This is a genomic window from Mesorhizobium sp. P170090 (genome assembly GCF_057786115.1).
Window position 1 is genome coordinate 5,250,349 of record NZ_JBYNWH010000001.1, and the last position, 18,070, is coordinate 5,268,418.

The 18,070-nt window shown below is 64.3% G+C and carries 19 protein-coding genes; 5 read left to right on the forward strand and 14 right to left on the reverse strand.

What is annotated here, in order from left to right; genetic code table 11:
• Positions 1-87 precede the first annotated feature (87 nt).
• The 8 genes from AC3EML_RS25425 to AC3EML_RS25460 form a co-directional block, all read right to left on the reverse strand.
• Positions 88-1,155 (reverse strand): ABC transporter ATP-binding protein, encoded by a 1,068-nt coding sequence (locus AC3EML_RS25425; protein ID WP_352518739.1) that lies wholly within the window; start codon positions 1,153-1,155, stop codon positions 88-90.
• Positions 1,155-1,943 carry an ABC transporter permease gene (locus AC3EML_RS25430; protein ID WP_352518740.1) on the reverse strand — a complete coding sequence of 263 codons (789 nt, stop codon included), beginning with the start codon at positions 1,941-1,943 and terminating at the stop codon, positions 1,155-1,157. The genes AC3EML_RS25425 and AC3EML_RS25430 overlap by 1 nt, the downstream gene beginning before the upstream one ends.
• Complete coding sequence (locus AC3EML_RS25435; protein ID WP_023712105.1) at positions 1,943-2,812, reverse strand: ABC transporter permease; 870 nt, start codon at positions 2,810-2,812, stop codon at positions 1,943-1,945. Before AC3EML_RS25435 ends, AC3EML_RS25430 begins: the two co-directional genes overlap by 1 nt.
• 66 nt (positions 2,813-2,878) lie before the next feature.
• Complete coding sequence (locus AC3EML_RS25440) at positions 2,879-3,940, reverse strand: ABC transporter substrate-binding protein (protein ID WP_023687931.1); 1,062 nt, start codon at positions 3,938-3,940, stop codon at positions 2,879-2,881.
• Between the two features lie 33 nt (positions 3,941-3,973).
• Positions 3,974-4,948, reverse strand: coding sequence for a PfkB family carbohydrate kinase (locus AC3EML_RS25445; protein ID WP_023752094.1), 975 nt, complete (start codon positions 4,946-4,948; stop codon positions 3,974-3,976).
• Positions 4,945-5,979, reverse strand: coding sequence for an ADP-ribosylglycohydrolase family protein (locus AC3EML_RS25450; RefSeq protein WP_023696232.1), 1,035 nt, complete (start codon positions 5,977-5,979; stop codon positions 4,945-4,947). Before AC3EML_RS25450 ends, AC3EML_RS25445 begins: the two co-directional genes overlap by 4 nt.
• Positions 5,980-5,982: 3 nt before the next feature.
• Positions 5,983-6,708 (reverse strand): GntR family transcriptional regulator, encoded by a 726-nt coding sequence (locus AC3EML_RS25455; protein WP_023752095.1) that lies wholly within the window; start codon positions 6,706-6,708, stop codon positions 5,983-5,985.
• A 208-nt stretch (positions 6,709-6,916) separates the two neighbouring features.
• Positions 6,917-7,687: an IclR family transcriptional regulator domain-containing protein gene (locus tag AC3EML_RS25460; protein WP_023729434.1), complete on the reverse strand. Its 771-nt coding sequence runs from the start codon at positions 7,685-7,687 to the stop codon at positions 6,917-6,919.
• A gap of 116 nt (positions 7,688-7,803) precedes the next feature.
• On the opposite strand from AC3EML_RS25460, the gene AC3EML_RS25465 reads away from it, so the two are divergent.
• Genes AC3EML_RS25465 through pcaF form a run of 3 tightly spaced genes read left to right on the forward strand, consistent with a single transcriptional unit; the run spans position 7,804 to position 10,653 of the window.
• Positions 7,804-8,661, forward strand: coding sequence for a CoA transferase subunit A (locus AC3EML_RS25465; protein ID WP_352521547.1), 858 nt, complete (start codon positions 7,804-7,806; stop codon positions 8,659-8,661).
• Entirely contained in the window at positions 8,658-9,446 is a 789-nt protein-coding gene (locus AC3EML_RS25470; RefSeq protein WP_023690761.1) for a CoA-transferase subunit beta, read from the forward strand. The genes AC3EML_RS25465 and AC3EML_RS25470 overlap by 4 nt, the downstream gene beginning before the upstream one ends.
• Position 9,447: 1 nt before the next feature.
• Positions 9,448-10,653 (forward strand): 3-oxoadipyl-CoA thiolase, encoded by a 1,206-nt coding sequence (gene pcaF, locus AC3EML_RS25475; RefSeq protein WP_352521546.1) that lies wholly within the window; start codon positions 9,448-9,450, stop codon positions 10,651-10,653.
• A gap of 13 nt (positions 10,654-10,666) precedes the next feature.
• Here the strand turns inward: pcaF and pobA are convergent, their stop codons facing one another.
• Genes pobA through pcaD form a run of 6 tightly spaced genes read right to left on the reverse strand, consistent with a single transcriptional unit; the run spans position 10,667 to position 15,485 of the window.
• Positions 10,667-11,839 (reverse strand): 4-hydroxybenzoate 3-monooxygenase, encoded by a 1,173-nt coding sequence (gene pobA / locus AC3EML_RS25480; protein ID WP_023685269.1) that lies wholly within the window; start codon positions 11,837-11,839, stop codon positions 10,667-10,669.
• Entirely contained in the window at positions 11,839-12,891 is a 1,053-nt protein-coding gene (locus AC3EML_RS25485; protein WP_023685270.1) for a 3-carboxy-cis,cis-muconate cycloisomerase, read from the reverse strand. Before AC3EML_RS25485 ends, pobA begins: the two co-directional genes overlap by 1 nt.
• A 19-nt stretch (positions 12,892-12,910) precedes the next feature.
• Positions 12,911-13,525, reverse strand: coding sequence for a protocatechuate 3,4-dioxygenase subunit alpha (gene pcaG / locus AC3EML_RS25490; RefSeq protein ID WP_023685271.1), 615 nt, complete (start codon positions 13,523-13,525; stop codon positions 12,911-12,913).
• Positions 13,525-14,280: a protocatechuate 3,4-dioxygenase subunit beta gene (gene pcaH, locus AC3EML_RS25495; RefSeq protein ID WP_023685272.1), complete on the reverse strand. Its 756-nt coding sequence runs from the start codon at positions 14,278-14,280 to the stop codon at positions 13,525-13,527. The genes pcaG and pcaH overlap by 1 nt, the downstream gene beginning before the upstream one ends.
• Positions 14,270-14,683, reverse strand: a complete 414-nt coding sequence (pcaC, locus tag AC3EML_RS25500; protein ID WP_023685273.1) for a 4-carboxymuconolactone decarboxylase — start codon at positions 14,681-14,683, stop codon at positions 14,270-14,272. The genes pcaH and pcaC overlap by 11 nt, the downstream gene beginning before the upstream one ends.
• Positions 14,676-15,485: a 3-oxoadipate enol-lactonase gene (gene pcaD / locus AC3EML_RS25505; protein ID WP_023687922.1), complete on the reverse strand. Its 810-nt coding sequence runs from the start codon at positions 15,483-15,485 to the stop codon at positions 14,676-14,678. Before pcaD ends, pcaC begins: the two co-directional genes overlap by 8 nt.
• Positions 15,486-15,577: 92 nt before the next feature.
• Between pcaD and pcaQ the strand changes: the two genes are divergently transcribed.
• Positions 15,578-16,495 carry a pca operon transcription factor PcaQ gene (pcaQ, locus tag AC3EML_RS25510; RefSeq protein ID WP_023685275.1) on the forward strand — a complete coding sequence of 306 codons (918 nt, stop codon included), beginning with the start codon at positions 15,578-15,580 and terminating at the stop codon, positions 16,493-16,495.
• 276 nt (positions 16,496-16,771) lie between these two features.
• A complete protein-coding gene (locus tag AC3EML_RS25515; protein WP_352521545.1) occupies positions 16,772-18,070 on the forward strand; it encodes an ABC transporter substrate-binding protein in 1,299 nt (432 codons plus the stop codon).

Sequence of the window (18,070 nt, forward strand, 5' to 3'; positions counted from 1 at the left end):
CGACAGGATATAACGCCATGGCCGGCCCATCAGCCAAGGTCCGCTCCATCAATTCCCATCAGAACCATGCCGGGGTGACGGTGCGAACTAGTTTGCGGCAATCAGCACGGTGCTTTCCGGCGACCAGCTGAGCATTACATTCTGGCCCTCGGCCAGCCGGTCACTGCCGGTATTCTGGACGATGACTTTCAACGTCTGGCCGGCACGCTCGACGAAATAGGTGCTGTTGTTGCCGGCGAAAATGCGCTTGGAGATCTGGCCCTTCAGAGCGTTGGCATTGGCCGCATCCGCAACCCCGGCATCGGTGGCGATGCGAATGCGTTCGGGACGCACGGCGCAGCTGGCCTTCGTACCGGCGGCAAGCCGATCACCCACCCCGGCGGCGATCGCCGTGCCGTCAGGCAGCCGGATGCCGTTGCCGGTCGCATCGCCGCGAAAAATGTTTGCGTCGCCAAGGAAGGTGGCGGCGAATTCGCTCTTCGGCCGGTCGTAGATTTCCTCCGGCGGCCCTTCCTGCACGAGCCTGCCGTCCCGCAATATGCCGATGCGGTCGCTCATCGTCAGCGCCTCTTCCTGGTCGTGGGTGACGAAGATGGTGGTGATGCCGATCTCGCGCTGGATGCGCTTCAGCTCGATCTGCATGTCGACGCGCAGCGCCTTGTCGAGCGCGCCGAGCGGCTCGTCGAGCAACAGCACGCGCGGCTTGGTGACGATGGCGCGCGCCAGCGCCACACGCTGGCGTTGGCCGCCGGAGAGCTGGTGCGGCCGGCGCTCGCCGAGTTTGCCGAGCTGAACCAGATCGAGCGCGCGCTGCACTTCGGTGGCGATCGTCGCTTTCGTTTCGCCGCGCACCGACAGGCCGAAGGCGACATTATCGGCGACGCTCATATTGGGAAACAGCGCATAGTTCTGGAACACCATGCCGATGCGCCGCTTTTCGACCGGCACCCGTTCGACGCTCTCGCCGCCAATGGCGATGCGCCCGGAGTCGGGAAAGTCGAAGCCGGCGATCTGGCGCAGCAGCGTGGTCTTGCCGCTGCCCGAGGGGCCAAGCAGCCCATAAAAGCCGCCATCGGCAAAATCGATGGAGACGTCGTCCAGCGCCTTGTGCGCGCCAAAACTGCGCGAGACGTTCGATACCTGCACGCCGGCCATTATTTCTCTCCGCCGAATTTGAAGAAGCGCGCCGTGAGCAGCATCAGCGCCATCGACACGACGATGATGATGGTCGAGACCGCGTTGATCTCGGGCGTGAACCCCTTGCGGATCGCGGCGTAGATTTCCACCGGCAGCGTCGTCTGCCCCGGCGTCGCCAGGAAGTAGGAGACGACAAACTGGTCGAACGACACGGCAAATGCGAACAAGCCGCCGGCAATGACGCCGGGCATGATCCACGGCAGCGTCACACGCCTCGTCACTTGCCACTGGTTGGCGCCGAGCGAGCGCGCCGCCTCTTCCAGCTCCGGTGCAAAAGTCTGCAGCCGGGCCGAGACGACGACGATGACATAGGGCAGCGCCAGCGCCACATGGCCGAGCAGGATGGCTAACAGGCCGCGGCCAATGCCGACGCCGAAGAAGAAGATCAGCATCGCCGTGCCGGTGATCAGCCACGGAATGGCGATCGGCGGAAACAGCAGCGCCTGCAGCACTTTCTTGCCGCGGAAGTCGTAGCGGAAGAGCGCCAGCGAAGCGGCCGAGCCAAGCACCACTGAGATGAGCGTGGTGATGACCGCGATCTCGAGGCTGTTCCAGGTCGCCGCGATCAGCTGGTCGTTCTGCCAGAGCGAGGCATACCATTCCGTCGTCCATTCGAACGGCAATTGGTAGAAGGGCGAGACGTTGAACGACATCAGCGCCATGATGATGATCGGCAGATAGAGGAAGACGAGCAGCAGTCCGATGTAGAAGCGGCCTAGTCCTTCGATTATGCGGGTCGTCATCATCAAGCAGCCCTCCGCAGCACCGGCGAGGCAACCGCCAGGATCACCAGCACCACCGCCAGCAGGATGAAGGAAAGCGCCGCCCCCAGCGGCCAGTTGAAGACGGCGACGAACTGGTCCTCGATCACCGTGCCATAGAACGTGCCGGTGCGGCCGCCGAGAATGCGCGGCTCCATGAACGAGCCGACGACCGGCACGAAGATCAGTGCCGCACCTGCCACCAGGCCGGGCATAGACAGCGGGATGATCACCCGCTTCAGCACCTGCAGCCGCGAGGCGCCCAGCGAACGTCCGGCCTCGATCAGCGAGTCGTCGATGGCCTGCAAAGTGAGGTAACAGGTCAGCACCATGTAGGGCACGTAGGAGTGCACCAGGCCGATGATGACTGCGGGGTAGGAATACATCAGGTCGATGTTGATATTGAACGGCAGCACGGCGTTGAGCGCCGTGTCGAGGATGCCGCCCTCGCGCAGCACCATCGCCCAGGAGAAGATGCGCACCAGCCCGTTCGACCAGAACGGCAGGATGACCAGCAGGAAGATCGCCTCGCGGCTGCGCCCCTTCAGCACCTTGGCCAACACATAGGCTGCGGGATAACCGATGACGACGCACCACAAAGTCACTTCGAGGCCGAGCCGCAGCGAAGCGAGCAGCAGCGTCAGGTACAGGCTCTGCGAGAAGAAGGCGGCGTAATTGCCAAGGGTCAAGGCCCACGGCTTTCCCGACAGCGGCAGGTCGGTCATGAAGGAGAAGAACACCATGGCCGAGAGCGGCAGGAAGATCGCCACCGTCAGCCAGAGATAGGCCGGCGCCAGCAGCGGCAGGGCCGATCTCAGCCCGCTGCGCGACGCGACCGCACCCTGTACCGCCATGATACCCTCCTCCCCAGGATTGAAGGGCCAGCCGGCGCCAACCGCCGGCTGGTCCGGACGTGAGCGTTACTTCACGTCGACTTTGAGCTGCTGCCACAGCGCCAGATAGGCCTCGCGCTGCGCGTCGGTGATCGGCGCCTGGAACTGGATGCGCTTGGCCACCTCGGGATCGCCCATCACCTTGCGGTTGAAGGAGTCTTCAGGCAGCGCTTCCACCGCCTTGGTGTTGGCCGACACCGGAGCGCCGACCTTGGTGACCCATTCGACATAGAATTTCGGATCGATCATCCAGTTGATGAAGGCCTGCGCACCTTCGACATTCTTCGAGCCCACCGGGATCGAGAACGCGTCGAGCCAGGCGACGGCGCCTTCCTGCGGAACGACCAGCGAGACCGGCAGCTTGAAATGCGTCTTGGCACGGTCGGCCGAGCCGCTCCAATAGGTGCCGATGTCGATCTGGTTGGAGGCGACCATCTGGTTCCAGTCGTTCTCCGAACTCCAGAACGTCTTGATCTGCGGCATCAGCGAGGTCAGCTTCGCCTTGACCGCTTCCATATCCTTGATGTCGTTGATATTCTGACCGGTGGCGATGGCGCCGAACTGCACCGCTTCGACAGCGTCGTCGCGAATGACGACCCGGCCCTTATGCGCTGGGTCCCACATTTCGGCGATCGAGGTCGGCGGCTTGTCGAAGGACTTTTCGTTGATTGCCAGCGCCGTCAGGCCCCACACCCACGGCACGCCATAGACCTTGCCGTCATGGTCGAGCATCGGTGATTGCGCCTTGTCCTTGCTGATGTCGGCATAGTTCGGCAGCTTCGAGACATCGATCGGCTGGATCAGCTTTTCCGCCATCGCCTGATCGTTGAAGGCGGCGTTGATCATGACCACGTCATAGAGGCCCGGATTGGTGCGGATCTTGGTCAGCATTTCCTGTTCGGAATTGAAGAAGTCGTTGACGACCTTGTTGCCGGTCGCCTTTTCGAAGGCTTCGATCGCCCACGGCTCGTCGGCGCCGTAGCCCTTCCAGTTGAGCACATGCACTTCGGCGGCACTGGCGGCCAGCGTGAGCGCGGAGGTGATGACGGCGGTCGCCGTCAGCAGGGCAGTCAGTCTTGGCATGCGCATGTTCGTTCCTCTCTTGTTTGCCCGCTTGGCGGGTCAGGCTGTCTGATGGGCCTTCTGGTTCTGGCCCGGCTCGCCCGTGGCGGCCTGGCTCAGGAAAGTCTGGATCTCGCTGTCGGTCGGCGCCGATGAGCCGCCATGGCGGGTGACGGAAAGTGCTGCCGCCGCATTGGCATAGCGCGCCGCCTCGAAGGGATGCACGCCGCGCGAGAGTGCACTGACGAAACCGCCGATATGGGTGTCGCCGGCGCCATTGGTGTCGATGGCATCGACCTTGAAGCCGGCAATGGTCTGCGTCTCGCCATTGACCAACCTCACGAAACAGCCCTTGGCGCCGGCGCGGATAACGACGCCTTCGGCCTTTGGGCAGTGGTCGGCGAGCAGCCGGGCGGCGAGTGCCTCGACATCGCCTTGCCCAGCGATCTCGACCGCTTCCGTCATGTTGCAGCTCAGCCATGTCGTACGGGCAAGCACCCGCGACAGGATGGGACGCGGGATATCCGCGATGACCGGCGTTGGATCGAAAACGAAGGGAATGTTTTCTGGCAGCGCCTCGATCCAGTCGGTCAGCGCGTTGCGGCTTCCGAGATAGCTCAGCGTGTAGCCCGACGTGAACACCCAATCATCAGACGCGACCACCACGGGCCTCATCATCTCGAGGCTGAGAATGCTCTCCGCACCGGGCCACGACACGAAGGTGCGCTCGGCATCCCCGGAGATCATGGCGACGCAATTGCCGCTGTCCATGACAGGGGATGGCGACGTCAGCGTTATGATGCCTTCGGCCGCAAACGCGGCGCGCAAAAAATCGCCATTCGGTCCGCTGCCGAGCTGGCCGCCGAACACCACCGTCATGCCGGTGCGGCTGGCCGCGACCATCATGTTGAAGCCGCCGCCGGCGACCTGCGCAAAGCTCGACGCGGTCTTCTCGCAGCCCGGCGCCGGCAAGGCGTCGATGCGGTAGACATAGTCGACGACGGCGCTGCCGATATGGACCAGACGCCCACTCATGCCGCGGCATCCTTGCTGGCCTTTGCCGTGCGCGCCGCGACGAGGTCTTCGGCAAGCGAGCGCACCTCCCCCATATCTATGCCGACGAGCCCGGCAATGTGTTGTTGCGGCAGTTGCGAAAAGCCGACGCAGGCGCCGGCCATGCCTGAGGCAATCGCGCCGATCGTGTCGGTGTCGCCGCCGAGATTGGCGCTGATGATTGCCGCTTGCCAGGGATCGCCCTGCGCGACTTCAAGCACGGCGAAAGCTGCCGGCACGGACTCCTGGCTGGCCACACCGGTGCCGACGAGATCGGTGATGAGCCCGATCGCATCCCGCATGGTCTTGCCGCGCACGAGCTCCTGCGCCCAGGCGATACGCGCGGCGATATCGCCACCAGTCACCCAATGTCCGAGCCGGGCGCCTCGCCGCGCGGCTGCTACCGCGCTGTCGGAAGCGGCACGCCAGTCGCCACCGGCGACGCCGTGGCTGGCGGCGGCGGCAACTGCTGCGGCCGAAGCGATGGCGATCGAGGTGTTGTGCGTGGCACGGCAAGTTTCGGCCACCTTGGCGACGAAAGCGTCGAGCGGTTCCAGCGGCATCATGATGCCGACCGGCGCGATGCGCATGGCCGCGCCATTGGTGTCGCCCCGGCTTCCCGCCTCTTCCGCCGGCACGCCGTCATTGATGGCGTCGATGGCGCGCTTGGTCGATGGTCCCAGCAGGTCATAGCTGCCGCGCGCCTTGACCTCGCGCTCCCAGTCGAGCAGTGCGTTCACCCAGCGCGCATGATCGAAGCGGTCGCCGGACTGGACCAGAATGCGACCAAGCAGCAGCGCCTGTTCGGTATCGTCGGTGATGGTGCCGGCAACGAGCCCCTTCGACACCGGATGATCGGCAAACGGCGCCACGAAATCCTCGACATGGCCGTATAGCTCGGCGATCCGCGCCGGCGACAGAAGCTGCGTCGGCATGCCCAGCGCATCACCGAGCGCCCCACCGACAAGCGCGCCCATGGCGCGATCGAGCGTGTCGTTGGTTCTGTCCGGCATCGCTCAAAACCTCATATGCAGCGCGAAATGCGCCGGGTTGAGCAGGCTGGTTACATATTCGATCGGCCGGTCGTCGGCCGCACGCGTCAGCCGGCGTCCGCGCAGGAACGGCGTGCCTTGCGGGCAGCCGAGAATGGCGGCGTCTTCGGCATTCAGCATCTCGATGCCGACCCATTCCTCGCCATGGTCTGGGATGAGGCCGGCGCCGCGCAGCGTCTGGTGCAGCGAGCCTTCGCGCAGACCGCGCAGCGGCACGTCCTCCAGTTCGGGCGACAGCGGCAGGCGGCTGCGTTCGATGGAGATCGCATGGCCGTCGCTGGCATTGGTGCGCACCCGGTCGACGGCGATGAAGAACGGGCTTTCGATGCCAAGCAGCGCGGCAAGATCGGCATCCTCGATCACTTCAAGCCGCAGCGTCCGCGTCTCGGCATTGGCGCCGGCATTGGCCAGCGCCCGCGACCAGCCGATGGCGTCGTCGACCGGCTTGCCGTCGAAGGTCACGAAAGAGCCGATGCCGACCTTGGTCGTTATCAGCCCACGGCTGGACAGCTCCTCAAGGCCCTTGCGGATCGTGTTGCGGCTGACGGAGAAGCGTTGGACGAGTTCGTTCTCGCTTTGCAGGCGGTCGCCGAAGCCAAGCACGCCGGAGCGGATCTCATGTTCGAGAACGGTGGCGATCTGCTCGGGCTTGCCCGTGCCGGGAGACAGTTGAACCACGCGCCGCCTCATATGGGTACCTGTTCAATAAACCTGTATAGTCCTGTTCAATATTGGAGTTGAAGGGCGACGTCAACGATATATTTGGATTCACGCATATGCGTTGTGCTCAGGTGCCCCAGGGCATCGTTTGCTCGCATGGCGACGCTAACCGCGTAGGGCGCTCCCGTCTCCGAGACAGAGCGGGGGCAGCGCTTCCCTCAGGCGATTAGCCTTGCGCTCACACGAAGAAAAATTCCTCAATCCGTTGCTTGGCCGTCCGCAGCGCTGGCAGGATATCCCGCTCCATCGCCTCGACGGAGAACCGCGCCGACTGCGTCGAGACGTTGATCGCCGCCACGGTCTTGCCGGCGCGGTCATAGATCGGCACCGCTATCGAGCGCAGGCCAAGTTCCAGCTCTTCATCGACGACGGCAAAGCCATCCACCCTCGCCGCGTCGATGGCCTTGGCCAGCGCGGCGCGGCTGGTGATCGTCTTCGGCGTGCGCCGTTCGATCCTCGCCTCTGCAAGCAAGGCCTTCAGCTCATCCGCGCCCAGCCCCGCAAGCAGGACGCGCCCCATCGAGGTGCAATGCGCCGGCAGCCTGGTGCCGACATCGAGCGAAACGCTGAGGATGCGGCGGCCAGGAATGCGCGCGACATAGACGACTTCCTCGCCCGACAGCACCGCCGCGTTACAGGCCTCGTCGAATTGGCCCGCGACGTCGCGCATGATGGATGCCGCGAATGTCCACAGCGAGGCGCCGCCGAGCCAAGAGCGCACGATGGCGAGCAGGCGCGGCGACAGCGAAAACTGCCGGCCGGATTGCGTGGCATAGCCGGTGGCGGTCAGCGTCAGCAGGAAGCGACGCGCGCCGGCGCGGGTCAGCCCCGCCTCCTCCGCCATTTCGGTCAGCGTCATCCCGGCCGGATGCCGGGCCAGTATCTCCATGACTGCAAGGCCGCGCTCCAGCGAGCCGACATGGTCGCGCGTCTTTGCCTTGTCCTCCATGCGGCCTCCGCAAGACAATGCGCCGCCTTGACTCGTCTCGGCGGCGCGATGTAAAAATATCTCATACAAAACAAATGTTCGCAATACGAACTTTTTGAACTTCGGAGTTCTTGGCGATGGTCAATTTCCTGCCGCTCAAACAGGCCGTGGCTGAGAACCTGCATGATGGCGATACGGTCGCCTTCGAAGGCTTCACGCATCTGATCCCGACGGCGGCGGCGCATGAGGCCATCCGCCAGGGCTTTCGCGACCTGACGCTCATCCGCATGACCCCCGACCTGATCTACGACCAGATGATCGGCATGGGCATGGCCACGAAGATCATCTTCTCCTATGTCGGCAATCCCGGCGTCGGCCTGCTGCGCCGCGCCCGCGACGCCATCGAGAACGGCTTCCCCCGGTCGATCGAGATCGAGGAGCACAGCCATGCCGGCATGGCCAACGCCTACGAGGCGGGAGCTGCCGGCCTGCCTTGCGCGGTGTTCCGCGGCTATCGCGGCGCCGGGCTGGCGGCAGTCAATCCCAACATCCGCTCGGTCACCTGCCCGTTCACCGGCGAGGTGCTTGCCGCCGTTCCTTCCATCCGACCGGACGTGACGTTCATCCACGCTCAGAAGGCCGACAAAAAAGGCAATGTTCTGGTCGAAGGCATTATCGGCATCCAGAAGGAAGCGGTGCTCGCGGCCAAGCGCGCCGTGGTGACGGTAGAGGAAGTCGTCGACAATTTCGACGACCTGCATCCCAACCTCACCGTGCTGCCGCGCTGGACCATCGCTGCGATCTCGGTGGTATCAGGCGGTTCGCATCCCTCCTACACGCACGGCTACTATGCCAGGGACAACGCCGCCTATCTCGAATGGGACGACATCGCCGCCGACCGTGAAAAATTCCAGACCTGGATGCAGGCCAATGTCCTCGATCGCACGGCGGACGATTTCGCCGGCCGCGTAAAGCATCTGAGGAGCGCGGGATGAGCGGCTTTACTCCCAATGAGATGATGACGATTGCCGCCAGCCGAGCCCTGAAAAACGACGATGTCTGCTTCGTCGGCATTGGCGCGCCGTCAGCCGCCTGCAACGTCGCGCGGCTGACGCATGCGCCCGACATCACGCTGATCTATGAAAGCGGCACCATCGGCACCGCGCCCGATGTTTTGCCGCTGTCGATCGGTGACGGCGAACTTTGCGATACCGCCGTCACGACCGTCTCGGTGCCGGAGATGTTTCGTTACTGGCTGCAGGGCGGCCGCATTTCGATCGGTTTCCTCGGTGCCGCCCAGCTCGACAAGTTCGGCAACATCAACACCACCATCATCGGCGACTATGCGCATCCCAAGACCCGCCTGCCCGGCGGCGGCGGCGCGCCGGAGATCGCCACCTCGTCGAAGGAGATCTACATCACCATGGCGCAGTCCAAGCGCGGCATGGTCGAGAAGATCGACTTCTTCACCTCCTTCGGCCATGGCGATGGGGGCGATCACCGCCAGCGCCTAGGCATCGACACCGCTGGACCGACGCTGCTGATCACCGACCTCGCCATCTGGAAGCCCGACCCGATGAGCAAGGAATTCACCGTGGTGTCGCTGCATCCCGGCGTGACGCGGCAGCAGGTGCAGGACAGCTGCGGCTGGATCGTAAAGTTCGCCGAGGCGCTTGACGAAACGCCGGCGCCGACGGAACTCGAGCTGACGACATTGCGTGACCTGCAGGCCCGCACCAAGGCGGCGCATGAGGGAAGCGGAAAAGAAAAGGCTGCATGACATGACCGAGGCATTCATCTGCGATTACATCCGCACCCCGATCGGCCGTTTCGGCGGCTCGCTGTCGTCGGTGCGGGCCGACGATCTCGGCGCCATTCCGCTGAAGGCGCTGGTCGAGCGCAATTCCGGCATCGACTGGCAGGCCATCGACGACGTCGTCTATGGCTGCGCCAACCAGGCCGGCGAGGACAATCGCAATGTCGCCCGCATGTCGCTCCTGCTCGCCGGATTGCCGCAGGAAGTGTCAGGCTCGACCGTCAATCGCCTCTGCGGGTCCGGCATGGACGCGCTCACCATCGCCGCCCGCGCCATCAAGGCGGGCGAAGCCGAGTTGATGATCGCCGGCGGCGTCGAATCGATGAGCCGCGCCCCCTTCGTCATGCCCAAGGCCGAGACCGCCTTTTCGCGCCATGCCGAGATCCACGACACCACCATCGGCTGGCGTTTCATCAACCCGCTGATGAAGAAACAGTATGGCGTCGATTCCATGCCGGAGACCGGCGAGAACGTCGCCGAGGATTTTTCAGTGTCGCGCGCCGACCAGGACGCCTTTGCCGTGCGCAGCCAGGACAAGGCCGTCGCGGCACAGGCCAATGGCCGGCTGGCGAAGGAGATTACCCCGGTGACGACCCCACAGAAAAAGGGCGATGCGATTATCGTATCGAAGGATGAGCATCCCCGCGCCGGCACCACGGTCGAGTCGCTAGCCAAATTGCCGACGCCGTTCCGCCAGGGCGGCACCGTCACCGCCGGCAACGCGTCCGGCGTCAATGACGGCGCGGCAGCGCTGATCATCGCCTCCGAAGCGGCTGTGAAAAAATACGGCCTGACGCCGATCGCCCGCGTCCTCGGCGGCGCTGCTGCCGGCGTGGCGCCACGCATCATGGGCATCGGCCCTGCCCCGGCGACACAAAAGCTCTGCGCCCGCCTCGGCCTGACACCGCAGCAATTCGATGTCATCGAGCTCAACGAAGCTTTCGCCTCCCAAGGCATCGCCGTGCTCCGCCAACTCGGCATCTCCGAGGACGCGGAGCACGTCAACCCCAATGGCGGCGCCATCGCGCTTGGTCATCCCTTGGGCATGTCGGGCGCGCGCATTGCAGGCACGGCTGCGCTGGAACTGCGCGAGCGCGGCGCCCGCTATGCGCTCGCCACCATGTGCATCGGCGTCGGCCAGGGCATCGCAGTGGCGCTCGAACGGGTTTGAGATCGCACTGCCCTTAATAGGGCAAACCGACATAGTTCTCCGCCAGCGCGGTCGACGCCGCCTGCGAATGCACGAGATAGTCGAGCTCGGCTTCCTGGATGCGCTGGCCGAACTCGCCCGTATCGGGAAAGCGGTGCAGCATCGTCGTCATCCACCAGGAGAAGCGCACCGCCTTCCACACCCGAGCCAGCGCTTTGGCTGAATAGGCGTCAAGCCCGGCCTGCGATTTGTCCAGATAGAATTCGCGAAGTCCGGCAAAGAGATAGCGCACGTCGCTGGCAGCGAGGTTGAGCCCTTTGGCGCCGGTCGGGGGCACGATATGGGCGGCGTCGCCGACCAGGAACAGCCGGCCGAAGCGCATCGGCTCGGCAACGAAGGAGCGCAGCGGCGCGATCGACTTTTCGAAGGACGGCCCGGTAACAACGGCGGCGGCAGTCTGCTCGGGCAGGCGACGGCGCAACTCATCCCAGAAGCGGTCGTCGCTCCAGGCCTCGACGCTCTCATCAACCGGAACCTGCACATAGTAGCGGCTGCGATGTGTCGAGCGCATCGAGCACAGCGCAAAGCCCCGCTCATGGTTGGCGTAGACCAGTTCGTGATCGGCCGGCGGCACTTCGGCCAGCACGCCGAGCCAGCCGAAGGGATAGGTCCGCTCGAAGGTTTTCAGCGCCCGCTCAGGCACCGATTTGCGGCTGACGCCGTGATAGCCATCGCAGCCGGCGATGAAGTCGCAGTCGATGCGATGGCCGACGCCGTCCTTGCTATAGGTGACGTAAGGCGCTTCGCCATCGAAACCATGCAGCGCGACGTTGGCCGCCTCATAGACGGTGGTCAGCCCGGCCGCCTCGCGCTTGTCCATCAGATCGTGCGTCACTTCGGTCTGGCCATAGACGGTGACATGCTTTCCCCCAGTCAGTGCCGTGAGGTCGAGCCGGTGCAGGCCGCCGCCGAAGGCAAGCGAGATGCCGGCATGCAGCAGGCCCTCGGCATGCAGCCTTGCAGCTGCGCCCGCCTCTTCGAGCAACTCGACGGTGCCTTGTTCGAGCACCCCTGCCCGCACCCGGCCAAGCACATGCTCCCGGCTCGAACGTTCGAGGATCACCGTCTCGACGCCAATGGTGCCGAGAAGCTGGCCAAGCAGCAGCCCGGACGGTCCGGAGCCGACAATGACAATCCGGGTGCGCATCAGTGTCCCAGGCTTTCGATCTGTCCGGCGAGTTCGGCGGCGAGCCGTAGCGCAGCCGCGGTCGCAACCGCCATCTGCGGCAAGAGCAGCCATTCCAGCGTCCAGGCAGCACCGGAGCGCTCCTGCTCATGCACCAGCGCCTGATGCATGCCGGAAAGCTGGGTGGCGTTGAAGCGCGCCAGCGTCACCAGCACTTCCGCCTTCACCGGGTTCTGCTTGTGCGGCATGGCCGACGAGCCGCCGCCGCCGGACAGCTTGATGTCGGTTCTATCTTGAGCCATCAGCGCAATGTCCTGGCCGAACTTGCCGAGGCTGCCGGTGATGAGCGATAGCAGCCCGGCGAATTCGGCCAGCGCATCCCGCTGGCTGTGCCATTGCGGCGCGTCGCCAAGGCCGAGCTTTGCGGCAAGGGCCGCGCGCACGGCAGGTCCTTTGTCGCCCAGCTTCTCCAGCGTGCCGGCGGCGCCGCCAAACTGCACCACGAGCAGACGCTTGGATTGCTCCGACAGTCTCTGCTGATGCCGTTGCAGCGGCGTGCGCCACACCGCCACGCGGTCCGACGCCTGAATTGGGATCGCCGGCTGCATGCGCGTCATCGCTGTCAATGCACGGCTGCCAAAACGTTCTTCCAGCCCCACCAGCCGCAGAATGTTTTCAGTCAGCAGCAGGTCGAGATGTTCAATGAGCCGGCGCAGCCGAAGCACCAGGCCAGTGTCGATGACGTCCTGGCTGGTTGCGCCGAAATGCACGCCGGCGTCGTGCGGCGCCCCGACCGCTGCCTTCAACTGGCGCACCAGTTCGGGCACGATCACGCCATCCTTCGCCACACCGGCCCGCAGCCGCGCGGTGTCCGGCTTGTATGACAACAGGACAGGTACAATCGCCGCGGCGGCATCCGTGCCGATAGTCCCGCTTTCGGCTTCCGCTTGCGCCAGCGCGCGCTCGAAATCGAGCATGGCGGCGATTTCCGCATCCACCGAAAAATGCCGAGCCGCCTCCTCGTCGCCGAGCAGGCCGGAGAGCAGCGGATGGTCGAAGGGCGATACGGTCATGTCATTGGTTTCCTGACCGTCAGCTGTCGAAGAAGACCGTTTCCTTCTCCCCTTGGAGATGGACGTCGAAAATATAGTTGTCGCCTTGCCGCTCGGCGATCAGCGTCGGCACGCGCACCTTGTGCTCGATGCGGGCCAGGATCGGATCCTCGGCATTGGCCTTGGCCTCGTCGGAGAAATAGAGCCGCGTGTGGAGGCCGATATTGATGCCGCGGGCGACGATCCACAGGCTGATATGCGGCGCCATCAGCCGGCCGTCGCCATACGGCACGCGTCCCGGCTTGATCGTCTGAAAACTGCACAGGCCGGTTTCCATGTCGGTCGGCTGACGGCCCCAGCCCTGAAAATCCGGATCGGCATCGCCGCGCAATTCGGCCGGCGAATTGTAGAAGCCATTGGCATCCGCTTGCCAGATTTCGATCAAGGCATCCCTGAGCGGCGTGCCGGTGCCGTCGAGCACGCGGATGCGCAAACCGATGCGCTCGCCCTTGGTCTTGTCGTTGAGCATCGTCGCGCCGAGGTCTGTCGGATAGACGCCGCCGATACCACCGAAATTCGGCGTCAGCCCGATATGCACGTAGGGCCCGGCGGTCTGCGACGGGCTCTCCTTCAGCCGGGTCAGCGATTGCGCCATCAATTGCCCTCCGGCCGGTTTTCGAACAGCGCGGCGCGGCGCCCGCGCAGCACGATGTCGAACTTGTAGGCGCGCGCGTCGAACGGGATCGTCGCCTGCATGTCGAGCGCCGCGACCAGCGTCTCAACGGCCGCCTTGTCACGGATACCGCGCACGATCGGGCACCGCCAGATCAGCGGGTCGCCCTCGAAATACATCTGCGTGATCAGCCGCTGTGCGAAGCCGTGGCCGAACACCGAGAAATGGATGTGCGATGGCCGCCAGTCATTGGGCCCGTTCGGCCAGGGATAGGGACCGGGTTTCACCGTGCGAAAGGCATAGCCGCCATCGGCATCGGTGATGGTGCGGCCGCAGCCGCCGAAATTCGGATCGAGCGGCGCGAGATAGCCGTCCTTCTTGTGGCGGTAACGGCCGCCTGAATTGGCCTGCCAGAATTCGAGCAGCGCGCCGGAGACGCCCTGGCCGCGCTCGTCGAGCACGCGGCCATAGACGATGATACGCTCGCCGATTGCGCTCTCGCCGGGCTTGGCGAAGTTGTGGATCAGGTCATTGTCGAGTTCGCCGAGCATGGCGTGGCCGAACACCGGACCGGTGATTTCGGACGCCGTGTTGTCGAAGGCCAGCAGCGCCTTTTGCGGCGAGCGCAACACCGACGTCTTGTAGTCGGGCGTCAGCGCCGGCGGATGCCAGCCACGGTCGCGCTGGAAGAAGGCTCCGCTCTCGGGCCTGCGGTTCGAGCCGGCATCAGCTGGCATGGCCAGCCCTGCTTCCGTCCATTTCCGAAAACACCTCCTTGGCGATCCTGAAGGCGCGGTTGGCGGCCGGCACGCCGGCATAGATCGCGACATGCAGGAACGCTTCGCAGATATCGTCGCGCGACGCACCGGTGTTGGCGGTGGCGCGCACATGCATGGCGACCTCTTCATCATGGCCAAGGGCGGCCAGCAGTGCCAGCGTCACGATCGAGCGTTCGCGCCTGCTGAAGCCCGGACGCGCCCACACAGTGCCCCAGGCTGCCTCGGTGATCAGCTCCTGGAACGGCCGGTCGAAATCGGTGACGGCATCCTCGCTGCGATCAACATGCGGGTCGCCGAGCACCGAGCGCCTGACGGTCAGCCCGGTCTGATATCTGGTTTCATTTTTGGGCAGTTCATCCATGGGTCTGCTTTCTCAGGGGAAGCGCCGCGACGAAATCGCGGATCAGGGTGGTCAGCGCCTTGGGCTGTTCGACGCAAGGGATGTGCGCGGCGTCACGAATGATTTCGAAATGTGCGCCTGGGATCAGATCGGCCAGCCAGCGGACGAGATCCGGCGGCGTCGAGCCGTCCTGGTCGCCAACGACGCAAAGCGTGGGTACCGCGATCCCCTGCGCGGCCTCGGTGAAATCGGCATCGCGCACCGCGGCGCAGGTGCCGACATAGCCGGCGACGGCTTGCCGGGTCATCATGTTCCAGTAGCCGTCGAGCTCGGCGACACGGTCCGCGTGGAAGGCAGGCGTAAACCACATTTTGAGCACGGCATCGGCGATGGCCTGGATACCTTTGCTTTCGACCGTTTCGATGCGGGTGTTCCAGCTGTCGGCCGTGCCGATCTTGTGGGCGGTGTCGCACAGGATGAGGCCGTCGACGATTTCGGGGCGCCGGGCATAAAACCCTTGCGCAATCAGGCCGCCCACCGACAGGCCGCACAGCACCGCATTGTTCAGTTCGAAATGATCGATCAGGCCCGACAGATCATCGACATGCTCGTCGATCGAGCTGACGCCACCAATGTCGGACAGGCCATGGCCGCGCTTGTCGTAGACCAACACAGGCATTTCGCCACCCAGTTCGGACAACACCTCGTCCCAGACGCGGAAGTCGGTGCCCAGCGAATTGATGAACACGATCGGCCGCGCATTTCCCTTCGCCTTGATATGGCGATGGTGCAGCGTGATGCCGCCAATGTTGACGAATGGCACGATTTCGATCCTCCGTGTTCACATTGCACAAGGCATTTGGTTTGGTAAAATGATATTTTACGCCGTTTCATTAACTGCTAGGTTATGAGAACATGTCCGAAAGCCGCATAAGGTTCCGTCACCTGCAGGCATTCCTTGAGGTAGCGCGGCAAGGCAGCGTGGCGAGGGCGGCCGACTTTCTCCATGTCAGCCCACCGGCCGTGACCAAGACGTTGCGCGAATTGGAGGAGGCGCTTGGCATCGCTGTCGTCGAACGCGACGGCCGCGGCATCAGGGTGACACGGCTTGGCGAAATCTTTCTCGGCCATGCCGGCACGGCGATCACGGCACTGAAGCGCGGCGTCGATTCCGTCCGCCAGGACGGCGCCATCAACCGGCATCCGATCCGCATCGGCGCGCTCCCGACAGTGTCGGCCAAGGTGATGCCACGCGCCATAAGCCTGTTCCTGAGTGAAAATACCGGTGCTGCGATCAAGATCGTCACCGGCGAGAACGCGGTCCTGCTGGAACAGTTGCGCGTCGGTGCGCTCGATCTCGTCGTCGGCCGGCTTGCGGCGCCGGAAAACATGACCGGCTTCTTCTTCGAGCATCTCTATTCCGAACCGGTGCTGTTCGTGGTGAGGGCCGGCCATCCGCTGCTGCAGCCGGGCCAGGACATCTTCGCCCGGCTCGATGAATTCCCGGTGCTGATGCCGACGCGGGAGTCGGTCATCCGCCCCTTCGTCGACCGCCTGTTCATCACCAACGGCATGACGGCGCCTGCGACCGAGATCGAGACCGTCTCGGATTCCTTCGGCCGTGCCTTCCTGCGCCAAAGCAATGCGGTCTGGATCATATCGACAGGCGTCGTCGCCAACGAACTCTCCAGCGGCGCCTTCGTCGCCTTGCCCGTCAACACCGAGGAAACCAAAGGGCCGGTCGGCCTGACGATGCGGACCGACACTGCGCCTTCGCCGGCCTTCACCATCCTGCTGCAGACCATTCGCGAGGCGGCCAGCCAGAACGCCTGAGCACCTTTCGCCAATCTGGCGCAGAGCGGGCCTTCAGCCGTATTTCCATAACCTGTTGGTTAACGAAACACCGCAAAATATCATTTTACCAAACCAAACACCTAGGGCACTGTGACGATGGGAGGATCGAAATCGTGCCGTTATCGGCATTGGCGGCGTTCCGCTGCCGCCTCAAGGCCTGCCGGGGCGATCTCCGATCTTAAGAACGGGCGGCATCGATTTTGAGCAGGCCGGCGGTGACCTCCAGGTGCCGTCAGGAAAGGGAGGAATACCAGCATGACCTCAAGCAAATCCGGCGTCTCGCGGCGCCAGTTCATCGCCACATCGCTCGCCGGCGGCGCGGCACTTGCGCTCAGCCGCGGCCAGGCATTCGCGCAGGCCGCCGACACGCTGAAGGTCGGCTTTGTCAGCCCGCGCACCGGGCCGCTCGCCGGCTTCGGCCAGACCGACGGCTATGTGCTCGATCTCGCCCGCAAGGCGCTCGCCAACGGCCTCGACATCGGCGGCAAGAAATACAGTGTCGAGATCATCGACCAGGACACGCAATCCGACCCGTCGCGCGCCGGCCAGCTCGCCAAGGACCTCATCAACAACCAGGCCGTCGACCTGATGCTGGCGGTGTCGACGCCGGAGGTGATCAACCCGGTCGCCGACGCCTGCGAAGCCGCCGGCGTGCCTTGCCTCTCCACCGTCATGCCGTGGGAGGCCTGGTATTTCGGCCGCGGCGCCAAGCCCGGCGAACCCTCGCCGTTCAAATGGACCTATCATTTCGGCTTCGGCGTCGACGAGTTCTTCCGGACCTACATCTCGCAATGGAACCTGATCGAGACCAACAAGAAGGTCGGCGTCATGTACCCCAACGACGCAGACGGCAATGCCATCCGCACCCATCTGGCGCCGTTGCTGGCAAAGCAGGGTTTCACCATCGTCGATCCCGGCGCCTACGAGACCGGCACCACCGACTATTCCTCGCAGATCGCACTGTTCAAACAGGAAGGCGTCGAGATCTTCAACTCCTTCCCGATCCCGCCGGACTTCGCCGCCTTCTGGCGCCAGGCCGCGCAGCAAGGCCTGATCAAGCAGATCAAGATCTGCCAGGTCGCCAAGACCGGGCTGTTCCCGTCCGACATCGAGGCGCTCGGCGATCTCGGCAACAAGATTTCGAGCGCCGCGTACTGGCACAAGGCCTTCCCCTACAAGTCGCCGCTGACCGGCGTTTCGGGGACCAAACTGGCCGACGGCTATGAGGCCGCAAGCGGCAAGCAGTGGACGCAGCAGCTCGGCGCCTCGATGTCGCTGCTCGACGCCGGCTTCGAGGCGCTGAAGGCAAGCACCGACGCCAAGGACAAGGCGGCCGTCGCCAAGGCGCTGAGCACGCTCAACACCGAGACCATGATCGGCAAGGTCGACTTCACCAGCGGCCCGGTCGCCAATGTCTCTCCCGGCCCGATCATCGGCACCCAATGGGTGGCGGCCAAGGAAGGCGGCAAATTCCCGCTCGACTACGTCGTGACCGAGAACGCCACCGACCCGAAGGTTCCGGTCGAGGCCAAGCTCCAGCCGTATAACAGCTGA